Origin of the sequence: Aliamphritea hakodatensis (assembly GCF_024347195.1) — a bacterium.
Classification (GTDB): Bacteria; Pseudomonadota; Gammaproteobacteria; order Pseudomonadales; family Balneatricaceae; genus Amphritea; species Amphritea hakodatensis.
In genome coordinates this window covers 2,528,013-2,553,690 of the sequence record NZ_AP025281.1, presented here as the reverse complement: position 1 = coordinate 2,553,690, position 25,678 = coordinate 2,528,013, and the positions used below count along the sequence as shown (strand labels likewise).

20 protein-coding genes are annotated in these 25,678 nt (G+C 54.0%); 3 read left to right on the top strand and 17 right to left on the bottom strand.

Going from position 1 to position 25,678, the window contains the following annotated elements; translation table 11 throughout:
- The 5 genes from PCI15_RS11705 to PCI15_RS11685 all read right to left on the bottom strand — a co-directional run bounded on the left by PCI15_RS11705 (position 1) and on the right by PCI15_RS11685 (position 7,326).
- The gene (locus PCI15_RS11705; protein ID WP_271274521.1) at positions 1 to 1,629 is read right to left on the bottom strand and encodes a long-chain-fatty-acid--CoA ligase; all 1,629 of its coding nucleotides are present in this window, start codon (positions 1,627 to 1,629) and stop codon (positions 1 to 3) included.
- Positions 1,630 to 1,709: 80 nt separating this feature from the next.
- Positions 1,710 to 4,028 (bottom strand): 3-hydroxyacyl-CoA dehydrogenase/enoyl-CoA hydratase family protein, encoded by a 2,319-nt coding sequence (locus tag PCI15_RS11700; protein WP_271274520.1) that lies wholly within the window; start codon positions 4,026 to 4,028, stop codon positions 1,710 to 1,712.
- Between the two features lie 31 nt (positions 4,029 to 4,059).
- Entirely contained in the window at positions 4,060 to 4,842 is a 783-nt protein-coding gene (locus PCI15_RS11695; RefSeq protein WP_271274519.1) for an alpha/beta fold hydrolase, read from the bottom strand.
- Between the two features lies 1 nt (position 4,843).
- Positions 4,844 to 6,172 (bottom strand): O-acetylhomoserine aminocarboxypropyltransferase, encoded by a 1,329-nt coding sequence (locus PCI15_RS11690; protein ID WP_271274518.1) that lies wholly within the window; start codon positions 6,170 to 6,172, stop codon positions 4,844 to 4,846.
- Positions 6,172 to 7,326 carry a dimethylsulfoniopropionate demethylase gene (locus PCI15_RS11685; protein WP_271274517.1) on the bottom strand — a complete coding sequence of 385 codons (1,155 nt, stop codon included), beginning with the start codon at positions 7,324 to 7,326 and terminating at the stop codon, positions 6,172 to 6,174. Before PCI15_RS11685 ends, PCI15_RS11690 begins: the two co-directional genes overlap by 1 nt.
- 283 nt (positions 7,327 to 7,609) lie before the next feature.
- Between PCI15_RS11685 and PCI15_RS11680 the strand changes: the two genes are divergently transcribed.
- Positions 7,610 to 7,762 carry a hypothetical protein gene (locus PCI15_RS11680; protein WP_271274516.1) on the top strand — a complete coding sequence of 51 codons (153 nt, stop codon included), beginning with the start codon at positions 7,610 to 7,612 and terminating at the stop codon, positions 7,760 to 7,762.
- A gap of 178 nt (positions 7,763 to 7,940) precedes the next feature.
- Here the strand turns inward: PCI15_RS11680 and fecE are convergent, their stop codons facing one another.
- From fecE to PCI15_RS11645, 7 genes are all read right to left on the bottom strand, one after another.
- Complete coding sequence (gene fecE / locus PCI15_RS11675) at positions 7,941 to 8,711, bottom strand: Fe(3+) dicitrate ABC transporter ATP-binding protein FecE (RefSeq protein ID WP_271274515.1); 771 nt, start codon at positions 8,709 to 8,711, stop codon at positions 7,941 to 7,943.
- Positions 8,711 to 9,661, bottom strand: coding sequence for a FecCD family ABC transporter permease (locus PCI15_RS11670; protein WP_271274514.1), 951 nt, complete (start codon positions 9,659 to 9,661; stop codon positions 8,711 to 8,713). The genes fecE and PCI15_RS11670 overlap by 1 nt, the downstream gene beginning before the upstream one ends.
- Positions 9,658 to 10,686 (bottom strand): FecCD family ABC transporter permease, encoded by a 1,029-nt coding sequence (locus tag PCI15_RS11665; RefSeq protein WP_271274513.1) that lies wholly within the window; start codon positions 10,684 to 10,686, stop codon positions 9,658 to 9,660. Before PCI15_RS11665 ends, PCI15_RS11670 begins: the two co-directional genes overlap by 4 nt.
- A complete protein-coding gene (locus PCI15_RS11660; protein WP_271274512.1) occupies positions 10,683 to 11,621 on the bottom strand; it encodes an ABC transporter substrate-binding protein in 939 nt (312 codons plus the stop codon). The genes PCI15_RS11665 and PCI15_RS11660 overlap by 4 nt, the downstream gene beginning before the upstream one ends.
- Before the next feature lie 81 nt (positions 11,622 to 11,702).
- Complete coding sequence (locus PCI15_RS11655) at positions 11,703 to 14,120, bottom strand: TonB-dependent siderophore receptor (protein ID WP_271274511.1); 2,418 nt, start codon at positions 14,118 to 14,120, stop codon at positions 11,703 to 11,705.
- Between the two features lie 114 nt (positions 14,121 to 14,234).
- Complete coding sequence (locus PCI15_RS11650) at positions 14,235 to 15,233, bottom strand: FecR family protein (protein WP_271274510.1); 999 nt, start codon at positions 15,231 to 15,233, stop codon at positions 14,235 to 14,237.
- A gap of 13 nt (positions 15,234 to 15,246) precedes the next feature.
- Positions 15,247 to 15,834, bottom strand: coding sequence for an RNA polymerase sigma factor (locus PCI15_RS11645; RefSeq protein WP_271274509.1), 588 nt, complete (start codon positions 15,832 to 15,834; stop codon positions 15,247 to 15,249).
- 494 nt (positions 15,835 to 16,328) lie between these two features.
- Here PCI15_RS11645 and PCI15_RS11640 point away from each other — a divergent pair, with 494 nt between their 5' ends.
- Together PCI15_RS11640 and PCI15_RS11635 are read left to right on the top strand one after the other, a co-directional pair.
- The gene (locus PCI15_RS11640) at positions 16,329 to 17,186 is read left to right on the top strand and encodes a LysR family transcriptional regulator (protein WP_271274508.1); all 858 of its coding nucleotides are present in this window, start codon (positions 16,329 to 16,331) and stop codon (positions 17,184 to 17,186) included.
- A gap of 146 nt (positions 17,187 to 17,332) precedes the next feature.
- Positions 17,333 to 18,910 carry an alkaline phosphatase family protein gene (locus PCI15_RS11635; protein WP_271274507.1) on the top strand — a complete coding sequence of 526 codons (1,578 nt, stop codon included), beginning with the start codon at positions 17,333 to 17,335 and terminating at the stop codon, positions 18,908 to 18,910.
- A 51-nt stretch (positions 18,911 to 18,961) separates the two neighbouring features.
- Here the strand turns inward: PCI15_RS11635 and PCI15_RS11630 are convergent, their stop codons facing one another.
- From PCI15_RS11630 to PCI15_RS11610, 5 genes are all read right to left on the bottom strand, one after another.
- Entirely contained in the window at positions 18,962 to 19,432 is a 471-nt protein-coding gene (locus PCI15_RS11630) for a CreA family protein (protein WP_271274506.1), read from the bottom strand.
- 61 nt (positions 19,433 to 19,493) lie between these two features.
- Positions 19,494 to 19,847: a 5-carboxymethyl-2-hydroxymuconate Delta-isomerase gene (locus PCI15_RS11625; protein ID WP_271274505.1), complete on the bottom strand. Its 354-nt coding sequence runs from the start codon at positions 19,845 to 19,847 to the stop codon at positions 19,494 to 19,496.
- Between the two features lie 107 nt (positions 19,848 to 19,954).
- Positions 19,955 to 21,073, bottom strand: coding sequence for a choline metabolism transcriptional regulator GbdR (gbdR, locus tag PCI15_RS11620; RefSeq protein ID WP_271274504.1), 1,119 nt, complete (start codon positions 21,071 to 21,073; stop codon positions 19,955 to 19,957).
- 720 nt (positions 21,074 to 21,793) lie between these two features.
- Positions 21,794 to 22,366 (bottom strand): carboxymuconolactone decarboxylase family protein, encoded by a 573-nt coding sequence (locus tag PCI15_RS11615; RefSeq protein WP_271274503.1) that lies wholly within the window; start codon positions 22,364 to 22,366, stop codon positions 21,794 to 21,796.
- A 125-nt stretch (positions 22,367 to 22,491) separates the two neighbouring features.
- Positions 22,492 to 25,419: an MFS transporter gene (locus tag PCI15_RS11610; RefSeq protein ID WP_271274502.1), complete on the bottom strand. Its 2,928-nt coding sequence runs from the start codon at positions 25,417 to 25,419 to the stop codon at positions 22,492 to 22,494.
- Positions 25,420 to 25,678 lie beyond the last annotated feature (259 nt).

Sequence of the window (25,678 nt, the reverse complement as noted above, 5' to 3'; positions counted from 1 at the left end):
TTATTCAGCCGGTTTCAGTTGATCGCGTAATGCGTGTTTCTGAATTTTACCGGTGGCTGTTTTCGGCAGCGGGCCAAAAATAACCCGCTTGGGTCGCTTAAAGCGTGCCATGTGAGTGCTGCAGAAATCAATTAATTCTGCTTCGGTGACAGACGCCGACTCTTTAAGCTCAACAAATGCACAGGGCACTTCTCCCCAGGTATCATCAGGCATGGCGACCACTGCTGCCTCACCCACCGCCGGATGTTTGTAAAGGGTATTTTCCACTTCCACCGAGGATATATTCTCTCCGCCGGAAATAATCAGATCCTTGGAACGGTCTTTAATCTGGATGTATCCGTCAGGATGAACCACCGCCAGATCGCCACTGTGGAACCAGCCATCAGCAAAGGCTTCAGCGGTGGCTTCAGGGTTATTCAGATAGCCCTTCATACAGGTGTTACCACGGATCAGGATTTCACCAATGGAAGTGCCGTCAGCGGGTACCTGCAAGCCAGTATCGGTATCCTGAACGATCACCGCTTCGGTCATGGGAAAACGCACCCCCTGACGGGATTTAAGGTCTGCCTGCCGGCTGTTGTCTTCGGCTTCCCAGCTCTGCTGCGGTGCTGCCTGCAGAATATGGCCATAGGTTTCCGTCAGGCCGTAAACGTGCATCACATCAAAGCCGAACTCTGTCATGCGGCTCAGTACCTGCGCCGGTGGCGGTGCGCCGGCGGTCATCACTTTAATACTGCGGTCAAACCGGATCTGTTGTTCTTCCGGGGCATTGGCCAGCATATTGAGAATAATCGGCGCGCCGCCGAAATGGCTTACCTGATGCTCATCGACCAGCCGGAACAGCAGACCAGGCTCAAACGCCCGCATACAGACGACGGTGCCGCTTACTGCCGCCATCGTCCAGGCATGCCCCCAGCCGTTGCAGTGAAACATAGGCACGCAGTACAGGTACCGGGGATGGTTCGGCAGGTTCCAGCCGATTACAGTGCCCATGCTCATCAGATAGGAACCCCGGTGGTGATAGACCACCCCTTTTGGCCTGCCGGTGGTACCGGAGGTGTAATTCAGGGCAATGGCCTGCCACTCGTCTTCCGGTGGCTGCCAGCTGAAGTCCGGATTGCCGCTGCTGATCAGGGATTCATAACTAAGGTGTGGGAGGTCGACATCCGGGCGCTCTCCTGCTGCCGGATCATCAATCACTACCAGTTGCGGCCGGCTTTCGGCGAATTCCAGGGCGGCTTTGTAAACCGGATACAGTTGCCGGTCGACAATGGCGACCCGTACCTTGCCGTGATCAAGAATATACGCCACGGTTTCAGCATCCAGCCGGGTATTTATGGTGTTGATTACCCCGCCGGTCATTGGCACAGAAAAGTGTGACTCAAACATTTCCGGGGTATTAAAGGCCAGCACCGCTACCGTATCCCCCAGGCCGACACCCATTTCAGTCAGTGACGATGCCATACGGTTACACCGTTGCCGGACGTCCTGCCAGCTGTAACGGCGGTCACCGTAAATAACGGCTTCGTAATCGGGGTAAACATCTGCACTGCGGTGCAGGAACGATACCGGGGACAGGCCCACATGGTTGGCCGCATTCATGCCCAGCGCCTGATAATCTGCATGCATGATTGTACTCCTTATTCTTATTCTGGTCCGGATTCCGGCGGCGGTTTAATACGCCGCCGGTATCCTTCAGTTTCATGCCATCAGTTGCGGATGCTGCTGCCGCTGCCCAGCATGCTGTCGATTCGCGCGCGGGTTTCCGGGGTTTTTACCAGCCTCAGGAATGCCCGGCGTTCCGCAGCGAACAGATCCTGCTCAGTATGCAGGGTACCGGCTGCACACTGGCCACCGGTGAGAATGCCGGCGATCTCAGTACCAACAACCACATCATGGGGATACAACTGCCCTTCCGCGCGGGCTTTATGCAGCCAGTCACACATTTCGGTATACAGTGGTTCACCCGCCAGAGCCACCGGTTCGCGGGCCGGTGCTTTTTCAACCTTATCCAGTGCATTGAGGGCATGGTTAAGCAAACGGTCACGGTTCATCAGCCACTGATCCTGATCCCGCAGCATGGCCAGCTTTTTACTGATGATGGGTGAGGTGCCGGTCCGGCCGTAACCCAGATTCATGAAGGCTTTCATGCTTGCCGTTTTGATATCGCCGAATTTGGCCAGATTGCGGTACAGAGTTTCCTTAACCCCGCCGCCGCCGGGAACCACGCCCACCAGAGATTCAACCAGCCCGGTAACCGAGTTGGCATGGCAGATGACCTGATCCGCATGCAGCACTACTTCAAAACCGCCGCCGATGGACAGACCGGATGGTGCAGCCACAACCGGTACCGGGCTGTTACGCATGGCCAGTACCACTTGCTGGAAGTGATTAAGGAAGTGGTCCAGATCTTCATAGTCTTCCGCCTGATAGAAGCGCTGTACCGCGCCCAGGTTCACACCACAGGAGAAATGCTGGGCATCATTGTGGATGATAACGCCCCGTAATCCACGGGCTGCCGCCTGCTGGAGGGCATCTTCCAGAATGGCCATTGAATCACCGTCCAGTGCGTTGGCCTTGCTGTGGAATTCCACAATGGCGGCGTCCTCAACAATGAACCAGCTGGCAACGGCATTGCTGTTTTGCGGTGTCAGCGTACGGCGCAGTTCAGAGAAGCGCAGCACCCCTTCGGCCCGCTGAATCGGCGGATAGCTGCCGTCTGCCCGGCGGGCAAAAAGCTGATTCCCGGCAACCCGGTAAAACTGATCACCACGGGTTTGTTGCAGTAGTGCAGGAACGGTACGGCCTTCTGCTTCAAGCCGTGTCACAAAACGTTCGGTGCCAATCTGGTCCAGCAGCTCAAACGGCCCCTGTACCCAGTTGTAGCCCAGTTTCATGGCATCATCGACCGGGACAATGTCATCCCCCACTTCCGGGATAAGCGACGCGGCATAACACAGGGTACGTGAGAGCACCTGCCAGGCGTATTTACCGTAGCGGCTGTCATCATCCAGCAGCACCTGTACGCCCTGCGCTTCAGCCTTAAGCGCCAGCGGCAGTTCCAGACGTGTATAGGGCTGATATTCATTGTTGCTGAGGTTGAGAACTTCGCGGGTGCTGAGATCCGGGTTTTCGGTGGGGACATCACGGAAGAAGCCCTGACCATTCTTGTTGCCGGTCTGACCGTTGGCAATCATGGCGCTCATCAGCGGGATTTCAGCCGCCACCCTGTGGAAGTCATCTTCCGCGGGGAGAATATTCACCAGACTTTTGACCACATCAGACATCAGGTCGATGCCGATCAGATCATACAGGCCAAACACGCCGGTTTTCGGAATGCCCATTGGCCGGCCAAACAGCGCATCTGCTTCCGCAGGACTCAGGCCCATTTCAAAGGCGGTATGTAAGGCACACTGGATCGCATATACACCGACCCGGTTACCCAGAAAGCCAGGTGTGTCGGCACAGTGCACCACCCCTTTCCCCAGTTGCTGGTCACAGAATGCATCAAGTCGTGCCATAACATCATCACGGGTCTGTTCCCCGCGAACCAGCTCCAGCAGGCGCATAAAACGCACCGGGTTAAAGAAATGGGTAATGGCAAAGCGCTCACAGAAAGACTGCGGCATGCCCTGGGTCAGCAAGCTGATAGGGATCGTCGAAGTGTTGGAGGTAATGATGGCATCGTCACGGCAAACATCATTGATACGGCGATATAAGTCCTGCTTGATGTCGAGACGCTCCACTACCGCTTCGGCGATCCAGTCGCAGTCCGCCAACTGGTCAAAATCATCGCGGATATTGCCCAGATGGATGTTCTCCGCCGCTGCGTCGCTCATCAGTCCCGGGGCGTCCGGATCCTGCAGCCGTTCCATACCCCGTTCAGCCAGAGCATTCACCTGCTCGCCTTCTGACGCCAGATCCAGCAGCCAGACTTCAATGCCTGCATTGGCAACCTGTCCGGCAATGCCAGCGCCCATGGTACCGGCACCGATAACGGCAACTTTTTTGAATGTAGATGTAGACATAATGGGTTCTCTTATTCGGTTACCGGCACAGTTAAAGACGGGTGAAAAACTGTTTCATGGCATCGAGACAGGCTTTAGGGGCTTCAATCGGTAACATATGGCCCGATTCAATCCGGATCGCCTCTGTGTTCAGCAGTTTTGCCAGCTCAAGCCCGGTTTTATAAGGGGTCATGCGGTCCTGCCCGGCTAAAATCACCTGGGTCGGACACATAATATCTGCGGCTCTGACGGTGCCTTGGGTGTAGTCGTTACAGGCCTGAAGGTCTTCTGCCAAGGGGTTGGCGGCCATGATCTGACGGCCTACTGCGATAGGCTGTACGCCCGGTACAGCGCTGTAGCCCATTTGCGTCGCCTGGCCAAAGCCCCACTGCAACATCATATCTGCGGCTTTCATCGGGGCTTCTTTAGCCGTCTCAATTAACGCCGGATTCACCGGTATTGCGGCTGCGGTGCCAATCGCTGTTAGCGACAGCAGCTTCGACTGTAGCCGCGCTGCAGCTTCCAACGCCACCAGAAAGCCCTGGGAATGCCCGACCAGATGTAACTGATCAACACCGGCCGCATCAAGCGCATCGATCAGCCAGTCGGCCATGGCTTCGATGCTGGTCAGCGGCTCACCGGCAGACAGGCTGTGGCCAGGAAAATCCGGTGCGAAGACGCTATAGCCGTGAAACGCAAACCACCGGGCCTGCAGTGCCCAGCAACGGTGATCCAGCCCACTGCCATGAAGAAATACCACACATGGCAGTTCCGGGTTGAAATCTTTGCCGCCGGTAGCTATGAATACGTCTTGTTGATTAACGGTAATCCGCATCTTATGCCTCCTGCTGCTTTTGCCATGCTTTATCAGCGGCTTTAAGCCCCTGAGCGAAATCAGCACAGATATCACGGATGGATTCGATGCCTACGGATACCCGGATCATATCCGGGCCAATACCTGCTTTAATCATGGCTTCATCATCAAGCCGTGAGTGGGTGGTGCTGGCCGGGTGCAATACAAGAGTCCGTGCATCGCCTACGTTGGCAAGGTTGGAGGAAAGCTGAAGTGCATCAATAAACGCTGCCCCACAGGCCCTGCCGCCCTTCACGCCAAAGCACAGCATAGAGCCGGCGCCGTTCGGGAACAGTTGTGCGGCAATTTCCTTGGTGGGATTGGATTCAAGGTCCGGATGGTTTACCCAGGCAACATTATCCTGTTGCGGCAGCCATTCCGTGAGTTGTCTGGCGTTTTCGACGTGCTGTTTCATCCGCAGGTTGAGGGTTTCGATACCCTGTAATAACAGGAAGGCATTGTGCGGGCTCATCGCAGCACCGAAATCACGCATGGCTTCTGCACGGATACGCATCGTCAGCGCTGCCGGGCCGAATTCTTCCCAGAAGTTAATGCCGTGGAACGGCTCATAGGGTTCGGTCAGCGTCGGGAAGCGACCGCTGGCAGACCAGTCGAACTTGCCGCCATCCACAATCGCCCCGCCGATGGCCGTACCATGGCCACCGATCCATTTAGTCAGGGAGTGCACCACAACATCGGCACCGTGTTCCAATGGCCGGCACAGGCTTGGCGTGGCAAATGTGGCATCTACAACCAGCGGAATGCCGTGGCGGTGGGCCACATCTGAGACGGAAGGCAGATCGGAGACTTCCAGCCCCGGGTTACCGATAGACTCACAGAACACCAGTTTGGTATTGCTCTGTATCGCGCCCGCGACCGCCTGAGCATCGTTAATATCAACGAAGGTAACGTCGATGGCGAAGCGCTTCAGTGTGTGTTTCAGTAGCGTCACGGTGGAGCCGTATATTTGTCCGGCGCTGACAATATGATCCCCGGCAGAACACAGGGAAACAAAGGTAACGAACAGCGCGCTCATGCCTGAGGCAGTACAGACAGCACCCGTGCCGCCTTCAAGGGCTGCTACCCGCTGTTCAAGTACTGCAACGGTAGGGTTAGTAATGCGGCTGTAAATATGACCGCCCTGTTCGACGTTAAACAGTGCCGATGCAGCATCAACGCTTTCGAAAACATAGGAGGTTGTCTGATAAATGGGAACGGCGCGTGAACCATGTTCCGGTTCAGGCTGATAGCCGGCATGCAGGGCGATTGTGTCAGCCCCCAGATACGACGACCGGTTGTTTTGTTTACTCATTAAACTTGCTTCCCTGTCACTGACTGCGACTGACCCGCCTCATGAGCTGTCAGTCCTAAGTCGTTAAAATTAAATGGCAATCCGCTCAATACTACGGGCTGAGAACCGTTGTCGCTATTCACCGTTAGGCTCACACCCTCATCCATTACCGCAGGGTTGCAGCGGGCCATGGCCAGTGTCACGCCATATTTCGGTGACCAGGCCCACGAGGTAATCTCGCCGACACAAAGCTCTTCCATATACACACCGGTGGCGGTAAAACTGTGCTTACCTGCACACACCAGACCCACTAACTGATGCCGCGGTGTGCTGTTGCGCAGGGCCTCAATGCTCAGGCTGTTAATCTCTGCGCTGAGGCTGACGTATTTATCCAGGCCACATTCCAGCGGTGTGTCGGAATCATCCATATCATTACCGAACGACAGTAAACCGCTTTCAATGCGTTCAATCAGATTTGGGCAGCCCGGGGCAACCTGAAGATCTTCACCGGCACTGAACAGATCATCCCAGAGCATGCAGCCAAGTTCCGCATCGTTGACGTAGATTTCAAAACCGCCCTGTTTGCTCCAGCCGGAACGGGCAACCACCATGTTTTTACCCCGGTAATTCAGATGCCGGTACCGGAAGAAACGGATATCCCTGACGTCTTCACCGAATACCCGGGCCATCAGTTCTTCTGCTTTCGGCCCCTGTACCGCCAGCGGCCAGACATCCGGTTCACAGACTTTCACCTCTAACTGCATGCCGGTGGCGATGCCTTTTGCCCAAAGCTTCACGTCGCTGTCCGCAATAGACAGCCACCAGTGCTCATCACTGTGCTTGATAGCGATGGGATCATTTATAAGCATGCCCTTTTCGTCACACAAAGGCAGATAAAAGCACTGCCCTGCATGGGCTTTACTCAGATCCCGCGGGGTCATCAGCTGAATCAGTTGCTGGGCATCCGGGCCGGTAATCTCCACCTGACGTTCACAGGAAACATCCCACACCTGTACGTGTTCGCACAGGTGCCAGTAATCTTCTTCAATGCCCTGAAAGGCAGTTGGTAACAGCATGTGGTTATACACGGTGTAAGCCTGAACCCCCATGGCTTCGACACGGCTGGTAAAAGGCGTACTGCGGGTACGTCGGGAAACGGCTAGCGCTGGCATCATGGCTGCGTCCTGAAAATAGAAAATTATGGTTGATTTACAGTAAGTAACTTCCCTAATAGTAGTCGCGTGCCACTGAAGGCCTCAAACGAATAAGTTAAACCCTGAGACGCTGTTTTAGTTATGGGTAGATAATTTTGGGAATGCTGGGTTCAGGTAAAACGGTATGCCGGAGATAGCCGGGACCAGAAATGACTGAGGATAGTCGCTGAGAAATGTCTGGTGAATCAGAGAAGTTAAGCAAGTCTTAAGCAGAATTTTTTAAGCTGCTGAATTTCAGTGGAATATGGTTGAGAAAAAACTGGACGGCGAAATCATCATTGCGGAGACGCTCAATGGCACAGAGCTGCAAATTGCCATTCCTATGTATAGCAATGGCCTGTGGCTGCGTATTAAAACTCTGCTGGATAACTCACTGAGCGCATTCAGGCATGCTTAGGAACCTGTCATCAGTCTTGTTTTGTTCCACTCCCAGGAATGCCTGTTAACGTTAATGTTTACGGGCAGTTGTTTTACTCCAACGGCCTGATCAGTTTCGTTTTTACGAGCTTAAGAATGAACACTGAATACGCATTACCCGACAGGTTAACGGGACCGGATCCTTGCTTTGCAGACTGTTACAACGCAAACAGACTGGGGGTGCCGGATACCGGATCAGGATGTATTTCTGCAGAAAGTGAAAAGGTATCTTCCAGCAGTTTCCGGGTAAAGACTTCTGACGGTGCGCCCTGCGCCTGTAACCGCCCTTCCCTGAGTACGACCAGTTCATCGCAGTAGCGGCAGGCCTGATTCAGGTCGTGCAGTACCACAACGACGGTTTTCCCTTGTTTATTCAGCTTACGCATCAGTTGCAGCAGTTCTACCTGATGGGCGATGTCCAGCCAGGTGGTGGGTTCGTCAAGCAATACCAGATCTGTCTGCTGGGCAAGGATCATGGCGATCCAGGCGCGCTGGCGCTGGCCGCCGGAAAGCTCGGCAACTGTCTGGCCGGCCTGATCAGACAGTCCGGTTTCTGCCAGAGCCTGAGCCACAATTTCTTTATCACCTGTGCTCAGACGGCCCCAGCGGTTGCCCCAGGGAGCCCTGCCGTAGCCCACTAGGTTTTTGACGCTGATACCTTCCGGGGTTACCGGAGCCTGCGGTAACAGTGCCATCTTTTGTGACAGCTGGCGGGTGTCTTGCCGGTGAACACTGTCGCCCTGCAGCGTGATGTCGCCTTGCTGGGGCTGCAGAATCCGGGCGATACATTTCAGTAAGGTTGATTTACCGCAGCCATTCGGGCCGATCAGGGCGGTAATTTTCCCCTGGGGGATATCCAGATTAAGGTCTTGCAGTACCGGCCGGTTCCCATAAGTAAACGACAGGTTATTTATACTCAGGTATGCCATTACCAGCCTCGGTAGCGGGTTAACAGAAACAGAAAATACGGGGCACCGATCAGTGATGTGAATACCCCTGCCGGCAGTTCTAGTGGTGCAGCAAGGGTTCGGCCCAGAATATCAGCAACCAGTACCAGCAATCCGCCGATCATGGCGGCGGCCGGCAACAGCCTCAGATGATTACCCCCTGCCAGCAAACGGGCCAGATGGGGTGCAATCAGGCCAACAAAACTCAGGGTGCCGCATACCGCAACACTGATGGCCGCCAGTGCAACCGCCAGCAAAAGTGCTGTTTTGTGGGTGTTCAGTACGCCGGCACCCAAACTTTCGGCGGCGTCGTCTCCCAGCGCCAGCAGATCCAGCCGCAGCGCCAGCATCAGACTGACCGGCAACAGCACCGCGAACCACGGCAGTAACACCCAGAGCTGATCCCAGCCCCGGCCCCACAGGCTGCCGGTTAACCAGATCAGCGCTGTATTGGTTTGTTGGGGATGGCTGACCAGCAGCCAGTCGGTTAACGCAGACAGCCAGATGCTCAGAGCGACGCCGGTCAGCACCAGCCGGGTTGGGCTAAGGGCATCATTGCGTAACAGCCGGAACAACAGCCACAGGGTTGCCAGTGCACCGCAAATTGCTGCCGGAATCAGCCAGTGCAGCGACAGTTGCGGAAACAGTAACAACAACGCAGTAGCAGCTACACCTGCCCCGGCACTGACGCCAATCAGGTCCGGTGCTGCCAGCGGGTTACGGACGACCCCCTGAATCAGGCAGCCGGACATACCCAGCGCGGCCCCAGCCAGTATGGCGATCAGCACCCGGGCAAAGCGTAAATCCCCGACTATCACGTCCAGCGCCATCGCTTCAGTGAAACTGAGGCTGCCCAGATACAGACCGGCCAATGCGCCCAGAAAGAGAAGCCCGGGCAGGATAACCGGTAACATCAGTTGCTGAGTCTTCATCGGCCATGCTCCCTACGACGGCTGGCCAGCCAGATAAAACACGGCGCACCTAATAATGCTGTTACCAGACCCACCGGGGTTTCCGACGGAAATGCCATATAACGTGAGATCAGATCGGCCCAACTCAACAGGCCAGCCCCCAATAATCCGCAGAACGGCAGCAATATCCGGTAGTCATGGCCAACAATATTTCGCCCCAGATGCGGAATCAGCAGACCAACAAAGGCAATCGGCCCGGTGATCGCAACACAGCTGGCCGTCAGCATGATGACGGCCAGTGAAGCCCAGAGACGAATCTGTAATGCCGGTGCGCCAAGCCCGGTTGAAATATCATCCCCCAGTGCCAGCAGATTGAGTTTCTGACTGAGTAGCAGGGCCAGTAATCCGCCAGACAACAACCAGGGCCACAGTTGCTGCCAGTGGTCCCAGCCGGTATCGGTCAGCGATCCGGCCAACCATGACAGCACCCCCTGTGACTGTTCATCCAGAATCAGTAATGCCCGGGTCAGCGCCAGCAGTAATGCACTTAAGGCAACGCCGGCCAGTACCATCCGGGTGGGATGCAGCCTGCCACTCAGACCACCGCCCAGTGCCAGCACCAGAATGCCGGCCAGCGCGGCCCCGAGGGCCGTGCTGATGATCAGGGGGAAGTCACTCAGTACCGGCAGTACACCGGTTTGTGCCAGTACCATCATGCAGGCTGCGCCAGCATTAATGCCAAACAGTGCCGGAGATGCCAGTGGATTACGGGTCAGGCCCTGCATGAGTGTACCGGCCATGGCCAGCGCAGCCCCGGCACCTGCGGCGATCAGTACCCGTGGCAGCCTGACAGTTGCGATGAGCTGTGCCCCCAGATCACCATTCGGGCTCTGCGGCCCCAAATGCGGGCTGACATAGCTCAGCAGCACGTCGCCCAATTGTGAGAAATGCAGCTCGAAAGCAGAGCCTCCGACGGTCGCACCGGCGAGCCCGGCAAGCAGAAACACCCCCGCCAGCACAAAGCTTAGATACACACGGGAAATCATGGTTGTTTCAGCGCCCTGCTCAGATCTGCAGCGATCCGCTCTGCCCCCATCACGCCACGGCCAAGTGCCCATACTTTAGGGTCTACCTGAACCTGATGACCAGACTTAACAGCGTTCAGATGCTGCCACAGCGGGTGTTGCTGCCAGCGGTTGAGAATATCCGAGCCCCCCTGCGCTTCACTGTAATCACCGATGATCAGCCATTGGGGGTTCATTTCCAGCAGTTGTTCAAAGCCGACCTGGATGTATGCACCTTCATCGTTCACCGGTGTGACATGCTGCAGCCCCAGCCGTCGCATCACACCACTGGCAAAGGCTTTGCTGCCATGAAGGGTCATCGCGCGGTGATTGGTAACCGCAAATAGTAATGACTGGCCGTTAATACCGGCACCGGCCCCCGCGGTGATTTGCTTGCTTAAGTCGTCCATCCGCCGGTTATGCAGGGCCAGCGCCCGGTTAATTTCATCCGGTTTGCCCAGCGCAGCACCAATGGTGACGGTATCTTCAAGCAAATCAGTATATTCAGCACCGTAACTGCGTAATAACAGGGTCGGGGCGATTTTCTGCAGTTCTTTGTAAATGGCTTCGTGCCGGTATGTATCCGCAATGATCAGGTCCGGCTTCAGGCTGGCAATGGTTTCCAGATCCGGCTGGCCACGCAGACCCACCGAGGTGTAGTCGTCCAGTTGCTGGCGGATTTCAGGCAGGATGCGTTCCGGGCGCTGATCATCGGCAATGCCCGTGGGGCTGATACCTGCCAGCACCACGGCGTCAAGAAACGAATATTCCAGCACCACTATCCGTTGCGGTATGCCTTCAATGTTCAGTCCGTCTCCCTGATCCGTCACGGTACGTGCCGCGCTGTACAGTGACAGCAACGTACAGACAGACAACAGCAAAAACCGTAAAACGGCGGCGTTAAAAAAATATCTCATGGGTGTATCCGTGCAGCAAAAAACAGAGGCAGCCCGCACGCTGAAAGCGCCGGGCTGCCGGGTGCTTAACTGATGTAAAGATCAGAATTCCATTTCCAGTTCCAGATAAGCGGTTGTCGGTGCCCCGGGGCTGATGCCGGCACCGTATGGCTGATCAGGACCGCTCAGAGAGTAATACTTCTCGTTGAACAGGTTCTTGACGCCGAAGGATACCCGGGTGGCTGGCTGGAACTGATAGCTGGCGCGGGTATTCCAGATAACAAAACTTGGCATCTCACCGCGGTAGTATGTGTCGTTCACTACCGTCAGATCTTTGGTGTTTTCGTTATCGGTGTACTGTTTGGACTGAGCGTACGCTTCCAGGTTGTAAGTCCAGGGTCCTGTTTCATACTGCATACCCAGGTTACCCACCCAGTTAGAGTAGTACGGCAGGTCATTGCCTTTTACGTCCCCATCTTTGAACTCCGCTTCGGTATACGCCAGGTTACCGTATACGCTCATGCCGGTGTTCTCAAACGCATAGGCCGCGGCCATTTCAAAACCGTAGTGCTGGGTTTCACCTTTGTTGACGTGGTGCTCAAGGGTGTCATCCCACTGCAGTTTGTTATCAAAGTTGATGTTAAACAGGGTCAGTTCTGCACTCAGGCCACCTTTCTGGTAACGGCTACCCAGTTCAATGGTCTTGGCGATTTCCGGTTCCAGATCATTGTCGGTGGTATCTGCCAGCTGCAGGTGCTGCAGTGTACCGAACGAGGTGTTGTAGTTGGCAAACAGGGTGACTTCCGGTGACAGCAGGTAACTGGCACTCAGAGATGGCAGCACTTCGGTATAGCTCTGTTCATTACGGAAGTCGTTGGCAACATTTTTACGGATCTTACTGTCACGGAATACTTCAACATCTTCCACCCGTACACCCGGGGTGACGATCCAGTCACCAAAGCTGATACGGTCATCCACATACACTGCATGTGCTGTGGTGCCCGCTTTATCTTTGGTGCGCAGTACGCCGGCAACCGTTCTTGGATCGCTGCCCGCGGCAAAACCGTTCCAGCGGTGGCGGGTCAGGTCAGCTTCTTCCTTGATGAAGCGGTAACCCACGGAAACTTCGTGCTCTGTGTCCCCTGCTTCGAATACCTGGCTGTAGCGGGGTTCGACGCCGTATACGTCGTATTCACGGTCCCATTCGTCGTAGCGCTGACGGTTATCCGGGTTGAATTGCAGGCCGTAAAGACGGGCGGTGTTTGAAGCAAACGCCTGCACTTCAAATTCCTGGGTATCGCTGATGAAGTTGGTGTATTTCACCCGGGCTTCAGTGCGGTCACCGTCGAAGTGGTTATTGTCATAACGGGACTGATATCTGTCTTCCGCATATTGAGCTTCGTTCAGGCCGCCGGCAATGTCTGTTTCGGCCTGGAAACGGCGGATATGCCCTTCCAGTTTTTGTTTGTCATCCAGCCAGGTTTCAGCCTTGATCATCAAATCATCGATGCTTTCATCAGAATTTTCCCGGAAGCTGCTGCCGTGGCTGCCGGAATACATCAGCGCCAGGCCAGTGCTTTCACCGGTTGCGCCGCCAATAAACAGATTGGTCTGGCCGAGCATGCCACCACGGCCGTCATCGACGGCACCTTCGGTACGCAGCTTCAGGCGGGTGGTGAGTTCTTCCGGAATTTCCGGCGTGACGAAGTTAATGATGCCGCCCACGTTTTGCGGCCCGTAACGTACCGAGCTGCCGCCCTTAACAACATCAATGGCGGCAAGGTTGCCTAAGCCGACTGGCGCAATGGATAACTGTGGCTGCCCGTAAGGCGCAAATGCCAGCGGCATACCGTCCAGCAGAATGGTGGATTTTTCTGAGAAGCGGGATTTCAGGCCCCGTACACCCACACTCAGTGCATGATTGGCGCCGTAACTTTCTGAAGGTATGCGCACCTGAACCCCGGGGATCTTGCGGAAGGCCTCAGTCAGGGATGATGCACCGGATTTTTCGATCTCTTCAGCCGTAAGGATATTCCGGGCACCGGGGAATTCGTGCACCGTAGTTTCGCCTACGTTGTCCAGCCAGTTACCGGTTACCACCATAGATTCGGGCCTGACTAAAGGCAGATCACTGCTGCCCTCCCGCAAGATCAGGGTGTTGCCGTTATCAACCTGATAGGTGTAGCCGGTGCCGTCCAGTAACTGCTCCAGTGCGGCTGTCACGGTCATATCGCCGCGTAACGCACTGGCATTTACATTGCTGAACTGTTCCGGTGGCAACAGAATTACCAGCCCGGCCCGTTCTGCCAGGTCAGTAATAGATACATTCAGAGGCTGCGCCGGTATATTCCAGCGGTAGTTTTGCTGCAGGTTCGCATCCGCTGCGGTCACCTGCTGTACAGGTAATGCGGCTGTCAGGACGGCCGAGCAAAATACGCCTCTGGCGAGGAGCTGTTTGTAATCAGATTTGTGGCGTGCCTGCATCGCGGTATACAGGGCTGTGAAACGCGGAAGGGTCATCCGGTACTCCAAATTGTCTTACTGCTAATGAATGCAAATCGTTGTCATTCAGATTATTTGTACTAATAAGACGGAGCAGCCCGGGATGACCCAACCTCTTTTTGTAAAAAGATTTTAATAAATTAAAATCAGCTGATCTGAAACCCTTGTAAACTCCAGATTTAATGCGCCCTGCAGCACTTTCATCACTGTTTCAAGATTATTCAGCGGCAAGGTTCCCTGCAGGGTTTCTTCCCTTAGTTTCGGGTTAGCAATACGGAATACCGGCGTGTAATTGCGGTTCAGCAATTCAACCACATCATTGAGTGGCATACGGTCCAGACGCACGATATTGCGTTTCCAGCTGGGCAGATACGGATAATCCCCTTTCAGGAGCCGGTGTTTACCTGTGCCATCCCATTCAACCCGCTGGCCGGCATTAATGATCACCGTCGCCTGGTCATCAAGGTCAAGTTTGAGCGTGCCTTCGGTTAACGTGGTCTGGATGTTGTTATCCAGTAGCCGGATATTAAAGGCCGTGCCCAGCGCCTGAGCCATCTGATTTTCTGATTGCACCCTGAATGGTCGCCGGGGATCACTGGCCACTTCAAAAAAAACTTCACCGTACAGCAGTTCAATTTGCCGCCCGGAGGCCGTGTAATCAACATTCACAGCGGACTGTGCTGCAAGATGAAGCTTGCTGCCGTCATCAAGTTCAATGATTCGCTGTTCAGCCGTGGCGGTTGAATAGTCAGCGGGCTGCCAAACATGTACCGGCGTTAACACCGCTACGAGTGCCACACAGGCAGCCAGGGCAAATGCCTGTGTAAAGCGCTTTATGTAAGTCGTTTGACCTGTTGTTTTTAAATTGCTTTTCTCTTCCAGAGCTGTGACGTACGCAACACCTGAATCTAATGGTGCAACAGTTTTTTCATCAGCGTCAGGCGTAAGCTGATCCAGCTCCTGCCACAGGGAAAGCACTTCAAGATACGCTTCCTCATGGTCAGGATCACTGTCCAGCCAGCTCTGAAATTCAGTCAGCAGCTGAGGATCAGCACTGTTCTGCAGTTTTAAAAACCAGTCGCTGGCTTGCTCGAATACCGGGCTGGCAGGCTGTAGTTCTTGTCTTGTCATTGTGATACCCAAACTAATGTGATTCTGAGATCAGTGCTGTCCGGCACTTTTGCAGAGCGGTTTTCAGATGTTTTTCAACCATTGTCTGAGATATCTCCATTTCTCTGGCGACCTCTTTCAGGGGCATTTCCCGGTACTTGGCTAACATCAGCGCTTCCCTGGCCCGGGGTGGCAGCCCGGCAACCGCAGATTTGAGTTGCTGCAGCCGGCGTTCTTTAATAAGTTGCTCCAGGTGTTCCGGATCTGCAGCCATCAATTCAGTATCAATGTCTTCCATATCAGCTGCTGGCCTGGCCTTTTGCTGCCGCAAATAGTCCAGCGCCAGGTTTCTTGCCGTCTTAATCAGGAAAGGTCTGGGTTTTCGTATCGCACTGATAGCAGGCATTCTGGATACCCTGATGAAGGTGTCATGTAGCAACTCTTCGGCTATGTCTCTGTCTTTAACCATTGACTGCAGGTGCAGTAAAAGATCCTGCCGATAGGTGCTGTACAGCTCGCTGACATCTGCGCTGCGCTGTTGTTTACCGGATGCTTCCTGGTGCCCGGAAGCATCCCCTGCTTCTTCCTGATGCAGCGGTGAATCACAATATGAACTGGTCATTTATTGGTTGCCGGGGTTGGATAATTACTCAGTGAGGACGCATTGTAATCGCAAGTAATAATAATTCGCAATTACCTGTTGCCCTGCGACTGTATTTACCTGCGCTTTCAGGGAACTGTCCGGAGAATTTCAGCGGGATGATAAGGAAATAAGGTATCCGGGCCTGAAAGTATCTGAGTCGAATATCAGCTATAGAGTAACCTGTCTTGGTTACCTTTATCGAATGTAACCTAAACTGGTTACATATCGAGAATGTAGCTTAAACAGGTCGCTGTTTTTTATCATTATTCTGTATGCGCTAAATTTGTGACCGCTCAGATTTTAGTGTTATATACCCTGTTAACAACACAACAGTATCTGTAGGTTTGTGTACGGACTGTCAGCAGAATTCTTGCGAAGATATGAAACAGACTCTGCCGGCTATGGTGACTGACTCAGCCACATATTTCCCGGTTGCCGGTTCCTACAGATGACATGACAGGCAATAATCAGCGATGAATCCACATCCCCCGCTTCACTGGCTACGTACCTTTGCCTGCGCCGCCCAACAGCGCAGCTTCACCAAAGCAGCACAAACCCTGAATCTGACCCAGGCGGCTGTCAGTAAACAGATGCGGGCGCTTGAGCAGGCGCTGAATCAACCGCTGTTTAACCGGGAAGCTCACGGTATTAGTCTGACGGAGCTTGGCGAGCGTTACCTTGTGGAGGTTCAGGCTGCCCTGAATACTCTGGACGGTGCCACTGAGGACCTGTTCGGGCTGCGGCAGCGCGGTGTGTTACAGCTGAGGGTTAATATCAGTTTCGCGCACTGGGTACTCAGCCAGCGTTTACCGGATCTCTACCGCCGTTTACCTGACCTGCAAATGGAAATGACCCATACCGTCTGGGATGTTAACCGTGAACCGGTTGGCGGTGATATCGATATCCGTTATGGCATGGGGCCGTGGAAAGGCTTCAGCGCCATGCGGCTTACCCGTGATGAACTGTACCCTGCCGTGGGTAAGGGTGTTGAAGATCACCCACAGCTGCCGCTGATCAATGTTCTGGGCTACCGTTCCGGCTGGCAGTGGTATGCCAAGCAGACCGGCCAGCCGGCATTGCTGAACCGGCCACAGCGGTCTGTCGATAATTCCATCATTGCCTACCAGATGGCAGCGCAGGGGCTGGGTATTGTGCTGGCACGCAGCAGTTTTATGGAACATGAGTCTGCCAGCAGCACTCTTTCCGACCTGGGTTTACCCCGTTGCGTTACGGATGAAGGTTTTTTTGCACTCTGTTCGGGCAGTTCGCAGTTACCCCCTGCCGGCCGTGAAGTATGGCGCTGGCTGGCGGATCAGTTTTCCGGCGTTTAGCATTTCCCCGTGTAACGGTTTCAGCCTGGTTTGGCCTGTATTACATTCTGTTGAAGATATTGTGACAGCGGGCCTCACCCTCTTTTCTGTGGTATAGACCAGAGGTATGATGCCGGGTAACGCCATAGACTGTCCGGATTATTGTCATGATAAAAAATGTTCTGCTGATCACCGCTGACCAGTGGCGGGGGACCTGCCTTTCAGCCCTGGGTCACCCGGTTGTTAAAACCCCGAATCTCGACCGGCTGGCCAGTGAAGGCGTCACCTTTACCCGTCATTACTCCCAGGCAACACCCTGCAGCCCCTCCAGAGCGTCTATTCATACAGGCATGTACCAGCATAATCACCGGGTGTGCCGCAACGGAACGCCGCTTCACCGGCGCTTTACCAACCTGGCACAGGAGGCCCGCAAACTGGATTTTGAGCCAGCCCTGTTTGGTTATACGGATACGGCGCTGGACCCGGCTACCCTTGAAGATAATTCACCGGATTTTCAAAGCTACGAAACGGTGCTGCCCGGTTATGATGTCGGAGAGCTGCTAACCGAGGTCCCGCTTAACTGGTTCGCCTGGCTGGTTAAACAAGGGGTAAGTGTGCCGGATGCCAGTGACTTTCACAGTATATATACGCCGCTGAAACAACCGGACGATGCAGACCGGGGCGCTACCTACGGCATACCCTGCTACAGTGCCGAACAAACCGAAACGGCGTTTCTGCGACAACAGGCGCAGGATTATATTAGCCAACAGGAAGACGCCCCCTGGTTCATCCATCTGTCCTGGATTAAGCCCCACCCGCCCTTCGTGGCCCCTGAGCCCTATAACAGCATGTATGACCCTGCAGACGTAGACATGCCGGTCAGGCATGGGAGCATCGGTCAGGAAATGGAACAGCACCCGTATGTGGATTTTTATCTGCGAAACGCACTGGCCCAGGATAAGTACTGGAATGTGATTGACGGTAAAGGCTTGGGGCCGGATATGCCTGAGAAAGAGCTGCGCCAGCTGCGGGCCACCTATTACGGCCTGATCAGCGAAGTAGATGCCCAGTTCGGCGAACTTTACGCCTTTCTTGCTGAACATCAGTTGCTGGAAAATACCCTCATTGTGTTCAGCAGTGATCACGGCGAACAGCTCGGGGATCATTACCTGTCGGACAAACAGGGCTTCTTTGACCAGTCTTACCACATTCCGCTGATCATCCGTGCCCCTGGCAATGAATGGGATGCCGGACGTGGCAGGCAGGTCAGCCGCTTTACTGAAAACATCGACATTATGCCAACGGTACTGAATCTGCTGGGGGCTGATATTCCCCTGCAGTGCGACGGTTACAGCTTACAACCGTTTCTGGCCGGGCAAACAAATATAAGCTGGCGTTCCGCTGCTCACTGGGAGCATGACTTCAGAGATATTGTCAGCGGCGGGCCTGAATCACAGCTGGGGCTGAATCTGGATGAGTGCAGCCTGGCGGTTATCAGGGATGAAGAGTTCAAATATGTGCACTTTAATCAGCTACCACCACTGCTGTTTGATATGCAGGCAGACCCCGGCGAACTGAATAACCTGGCGGACAATCCCGATTATGCTCAGGTGGCGCTGAAATACGCACAGAAGATGCTCAGCTGGCGGATGAGCAGCAACGAACGCACCCTCACCGGCTGGCACTATCACTCTGAAGGGCCTTCTTACCGGGCGGATAATCAGCGTGGCGACCTGAAACGTTAAAGGCAGGATTAAAGCACAGCGGGCAGATATTTTCTGCCCGGTTTAACCCTGTTACCAGGGCCGGATCGGCACGCTGGAAATGCTGTTCTTCGGTGAACCTTCTACCAGTTTGTCGGAATACACCAGATAGATGAGTACGTTACGCTTCTGATCCAGAAAGCGAACCACCTGCATGCTTTTGAACAGGATGGAGGTTTTCTGTTTAAACACCCGTTCCCCGTTTTTGAGATCGGCGGGTAAAGTTATGGGACCAACCTGGCGGCAGGCGATGGACGCATCAGAGGTATCTTCCGCCAGACCCAGGCTGCCGCTGATACCACCGGTTTTCGCCCGGCTCAGGTGGCAGGTTACCCCGGGAATTCTTGGGTCGTCGAAGGCTTCAATGACGATCTTATGATTCGCCCCCAGCAGTTTGAATACCGTATCTACGCTGCCAATCTCTTCAGCCTGCAGGGCTGTACAGGCAAATACAGTACTGAATACTACCCCGGCACACACCGATAGCCGCTTAGAAAAAAACATCAATTGCTTCCTTAAAATCATTTAAATTCAACCGATTACGGAGACACTCTCAAATCAGTGTTTACAATATGATCTTTGAGTAACTTGCCCGTTCAATCTCACTGACTTCAACACTCAGGGATACCTGGCTAAGCCCTGCCTCACTCAGGTAAGTGTGCAGCCCATGCAGCACTTTCTCAGACAGGTGCTTGCGCTGTTCTGCAGTGCGGCCATCAAGAATTTTAACTTCAGTGTGTAATTGTGTCAGCGCGGTTTCGCCCACCTGCTGGTTTTCAAGACGCAGGATTCGCACCTTAATGTCCTCCGGCGAAAACAGACCACTGGCAACGGCAGCATCAAAGCAGTGCTGCATCAGCACCTGCTGGTTACAGTGCTTTAAAATCTCCGGGCTGCACTCAAGTATGCAATGGGGCATGGGTGATCAATCCTTATGAATCCTGTGAGCCGGCATCATAGCAGCTACGGCTACAAAAAACCCGGAGAGCCGTTAAGCTGTCCGGGTTATTATTAACCTGTTCTGTATCAGAGTGTAACGGAACCAAAGCTGGGTTCTGCCTGGGCTTCAGACAGCGCTGAAGACGAACGTGCAGCCCGCGCAATCAGCTGTTCATCTGCAGCGGGATCGCCCATCACCGTCTCATGCCCTTTGCCCCAGACCCGCTTACGTTCGTCCCGGGGAGAAATACCGATGTGCTTCCGGTAGCAGCGGCTGAAGTGCGGTGTCGAGACAAAGCCACAGGCGCTGGCAATTTCCACAATCGACATACTCGACTGTTTCAGTAACTGACGGGCGCGGTCCAGACGCAACTTAAGGTAGTAACGGGATGGCGAGCAGTTAAGGTACTTATGGAACATACGCTCCAGCTGCCGGCGGGATACGTCTACAAAACGGGCCAGTTCATCCAGTTCGATCGGCTCTTCCAGGTTGGCTTCCATCAGTTCGATAATATCCACCAGTTTCGGCTTGGGCTGGCCATTGTTGTGCAACTGACGCAGCGGGATACGCTGCTGATCAAACTCGCTGCGGATACGGTCACAGACAAACATGTCTGAAACAGCACTGGAAAGCTTGGCGCCGTGTTGTAATGCCACCAGATGCAGGAACATATCCATCGGAGTGTTGCCTCCTGAAGAGGTCATACGCTTCTGATCAATGGTGAACAGGCGGTTATTACAGCGAACCTTCGGGTAGCGTTCCTGCAGCGCAGCGATACATTCCCAGTGAGCACTGCATTCGTGATCGTCCAGCAGACCGGCATGTGCCAGCGCGTACGGGCCGGTGCAGATGCCACCGATCACGATGCCGCGACGGGCCTGAGCCTGTATCCAGCTGATTTGTTTGGGCCGGTAGCTGCGGGTAATGTTTACGCCGCCGGCAACGATCAGAATATCCACGTCCGGTGCATGGCTGATGCTGGCATCCGGTGTAAAACACAGACCGTCACTGGCACGAACCTGCTCACCATTTTCAGAAATCATATGCCAGCTGTACAGTTCTTCACCGGATAACTGATTAGCCATGCGCAGCGGTTCAACCGCTGAAGCCAGGGCAATCATGGTGAAATTGTCCAGCAACAGAAAGCCCACACGGGTCTGTTCTTTTGTTTCTTTAAAAGGGTGTCGCATAACAACTGAAGTCATAGTATGCCCTCTCAGACGCCCCTTGGTCGTTACCGCACGACACAAGTCACTAATATTATTATTAATTCAGATATTTACGCTTCTGCTGCACCCGTGGTTTTGTATATTCAGGCAAACAGCCGGCACTGGCCGTAACCCGTCAGGGTTAACCTGTGAAGATACATTTCCGAAGTGCGATACTCTCGGCTGTCAGTCAGCCAGCAGTGTACAGCAACACTCAATTCATACCCTGAGATGAATCCGGGTACTCCCAAGAATTCAATGTTAAGTCTTTACAGACTTTAAAATCTGAACCTGATGCTATTTATCCGTAAACAGCTTAACCGTATCGCTTAAGAAGAATCTGATAGCAGACCCGGAAGGTTTCCGATCAGAAAACCGGGCTTACATGATTTTTTTAAATGCCCTGTTTGCCCCTGATCTTTCCGCAGCGGATAAGATGAGGAGATATATTAATCACTCCCCTGAAAGTCGAATACGAAAAAGCGACATCTTGGCCGGAGATTTTATCAAATAGCGACATTAAAAATTATTTTCACCGAATAGCGACAGACTTTTAACGTTTTTCAGCTACGCCCTGACCAGCCAAGGGCTGCGGGCGGTTTTTTATTAAATGCTTCATCAAAAAAAACGCCGGAAATTGCATTTCCTGTGTCACTCAGAGGTTTCCGATTGGCAACCTGATTTCCGCTCTGTTCTGCCGTTCAGATGACGCATCCCTCAGCGGATTTCAGCCGTGAAATGTCGTGCATTAAAGAGTATCTGCCGTATGCTCATAAGCCCGGCAACCAGTCGCAGCGCCTGATCAATTGCCGCATCGCTTTCGCCCTGTTCCCGCAGGCTTTGAAGATGACTGTTATAGCAAACAAAGCCACCGTTAATCGCCGCCACCGCGACACAGGCATAGTGATAGCCACAGGCATTGCCGACGTTAAGCGTATGGAACGGACGCATCTGCAGGCTTTCCAGACTGCCGCCGGCCTGCAGGGGCTGAATATTGCGTGCCATAAAATAAGGATTGGTCACTGCCATTCGGCTGCTGGCAAGTATGGCCCCCCTGCTTATCTCTTCAGCCGGTTCTGCAAACTGCTGTTTGGCCCACGCCATAACGACGTCATCACGCAATGCGTGTACAGCGGCCCATAATACCCAGTGGCAGTGTTCCTGACTGAGCGGCCCCTGTCCTTCAGTTATTGTGCTTAGCAGATTTAACTGATCCTCCAGCTCCGGTATCCGGGCCAGCAGCTTACTTAGCTGAGGAATGATGTCGGTATAGATACTGATACGGGACATGAGACGGTCCTTTCTGTAAGCGAAAAAAATCGCCGCAAAGGCGGCGATTTCAGAGTGACGGCATTATAAGCCCTGCCCGGATAACTGCAATTGCAGCGGCCGGATCAGCTCAGGGCAAACAGCCCTTAGCCGGCGGGTTTATCGGTTCCGTTTTCGGTGTCTTCCGCTTGCTGCTCCGGCCCGTCATCGATACTTTGTGCCCATTCACCGTCGACAGACTCATCACCGGCACTGATGGCGTCTACAATATCCGACGCTGACTCAGGCAGAACTTCCACAACCGCCGCGGCAACATCAACCGTGTTTTCAGGGGCTGCTTCTGCAATCCGCTGTACCAGCTCTACCGCTGCTTCGCTGACGGTTTCGCTGTCTTCTTCAGCGGTGGACTCAGCGTCATGTTCTTCTGCAGATTCAGAGCTGGCTGCTGTTTCAGCAGAAGCATCCTCTTCTGCAGATTCTTCATGGCTTGCTGAAATATCTGCGGCCATGCCTGCCGCAACATCCGCTGCTGCATCCGGTAAGGCCTCAACAACGGCAACGGCGACATCTACCGCAGTATCCGGTGCCACTTCGTTAATCCGCTGTACCAGCTCGACCGCCGCATCGTTATCGGATATGCCCTGTTCAGTATCGGCGACAGCCTCTGCTGAGGGTTCATCCTCAGCTATGCTGACGGATTCAGCGTCGGTGTTTTTATCTGCATCTTCGCCGGTGTCAGTGTCAGTGTCAGAAACTGATTCCGTATCCGCATCTTCCTGCTGACTGGCCATTTCAGATGCAATTTCAGCCGCAACGTCTGCGGCGGATTCCGGCATGGCTTCGACGACCGCCACCGCGACATCTACTGCGGCCTGATCCGGTGCCACTTCATTGATACGGTGTACCAGCTCAACCGCGGCCTCGTTGCCAGTCTGTTCTTCACTCTGGTCATCGTCCTGAACGTCGTTACGCTGTTCAGTCTCTTCGGCAGCCTGTTCATCATCAACCTGATGGCTGACCATGCTTGCGGCCACACCTGCAGCAACGTCTGCAGCACTTTCCGGCATGGCTTCAACGGCTGCTACCGCCACATCAACCGCCTGCTCTGGCGCAACTTCAGCCAGACGGGTAACCAGTTCAACTGTATCGTTCTGGGCGTTCTGTTCCGCTTCCGACAACTCTTCGGTTTCGTCTTGCTGTTCTGTGGTTGTTTCAGCGCTTTCTTCTGCATCCGGCATGGCATTGGCCATAAAGCCTTCGGTGACGGATACCGCCGCTTCAGGTACGGCATCCACCATGGCAACGGCAACATCCATTGCCTGTTCAGGAGCTGCATCCCAGAGTTCACTGGCGATGTCCGCCGCATCCTGAACACTGGTATCGTCTACCATATCCGCCGGACGGGTTGCTTCAAGCTCTTCTGCCAGTACCTGAGCATAATATTCAGCTACCTGGGTAACCGATTCCGGTGCCGCTTCAGCGGCTACCCGGGCCATTTCCACCCGAATGTCCGGCAGCGCACGGCCGATTTCTGCCGCAATGGAAACCACCTGGTTAGGATGGGTTTCAGCCAGCTTGGTCACCAGTTCGTAAGCCAGTTCGGGTTTGGCGGTAACAATCGAGCGGGTGATGTCCAGAATCTGATACGGCACCACTTCTTTCATGACTTCATAGAGGCGCAGTACATCGATACCCTGCACATCAGCAACCGCCGCGGCCACTTCACTGCCCTTGGAAGGATTAGTCATCGCAATGGCACGGGCCATCTTCACCGCCGCCGCCGGATCAACCTCAGCAATCGCCACGGCCGTTTTTGCCTCTTTACTCATCGGCATGACCGGCTCTTTATACTCAGTACGCGGGTCCAGCTCTACCGCCACACTGGTACCGGTGGCCTGCATAACGAAACTTTCCTGCTGCTCTACCGGCAATGCATCCCGTACGGTCATCCGGTAGGCAACAAAACCGGCCAGGCAGAACTGGACAATGCCCAGGAAGTAAAACAGCGCGGTGCTGCCAAAGGCATCCATCGTCATGGATGCGATATAAGGCCCCATGATTCCGCCAATGGAGAAGATAACGATCAGCTTGCCGGAGGCCGCAACCATCTGGTTCTGTTTCAGCGTATCGAAGGTTTGCGAGACACTTAACGGATAGGTACAGGCAATGATCCCGCAGGTAACGGCTGCTCCAAGGTAGGCAATCCAGATCTGATCCAGCGGTGCAAATACCGATACGATCACGCCGACACCGGCGGAAATTAACAGCAGATACATCAGCACAGTCCGGCGGTCAAAGCGGTCTGACAGATAGCCTACCGGGAACTGCAGTACGAACGCACCGAAGATCGCCGCGCCCATAAACAGGGACAGCTGGAAATTTACAATGCCAAAGTCGTTGGCAAAGATCGGCAGCATATTGAAAATAGCCTGATAAATGATACCTGAAGCAAAACAGCTGATCACACCCAGAGGTGATGCTCTGTACAGGTCCTTAATCGACATTGAGGTAACATCTTCAACGATCGGGCCTTTATTCTTACTCAGCACCATCGGAATAATGGCCGTACACAGCAGAATACCGGTCGCCACAAACAGCACCGTGCCTGCCGGGTCTGCGGCATTAAGCAGAAACTGCCCCAGGAACAGACCGCCTAACACAACTGCGTTATATACCCCGAGTACCTTACCGCGGGTCTGCTTGTCCGAACTGCCGCTGAGCCAGCTTTCCATGGCCGTGGCGGCAGAGGCATTACAGAAACCGATAAAGACCCGCATCGCCCCCCACAGAATCGGGTCTGTATACAGGCTGCAGATCAGAACACTGATGGTACCCAGGGCAACACAACCGGCAAACATGCGGATGTGCCCTGCCCGTTTAATCAGTTCTTTGCTGTACAGTGCGCCCAGTAATGCACCGACAGAATACAGCGATAACACCATACCGATGGAGTTAGCATCAAAACTCTCAAGCTCCATCCGTATCGGCAGGAAGACGTTTATCAGTCCGTTACCCAGATACAGAATGAAACAGCTGGTGAACAACGCTATCAATGGCAGAATAGTTGCGCGCACTTAAGGAATTCTCAACTTCAATAATTCGTTAATATTTACTGTCAGGCCTTTCAGGCCAGCTTTCTCAGCCAGGTGCGCAGCATACTGTGGATCTGACCGGGCACAGATTGCCGGTCACAACGGATGCATTACATCTCTGTGAAAACATAGCGTTTTGGTCTGAAACGTCAAAGGGAATTCTCCCCGTTTGTAGGTTCAGTTCTGATCATTCAGCCGGTTAAGCCTGAAACGCTTCCGTTTATTTACCGTTACCGCACAA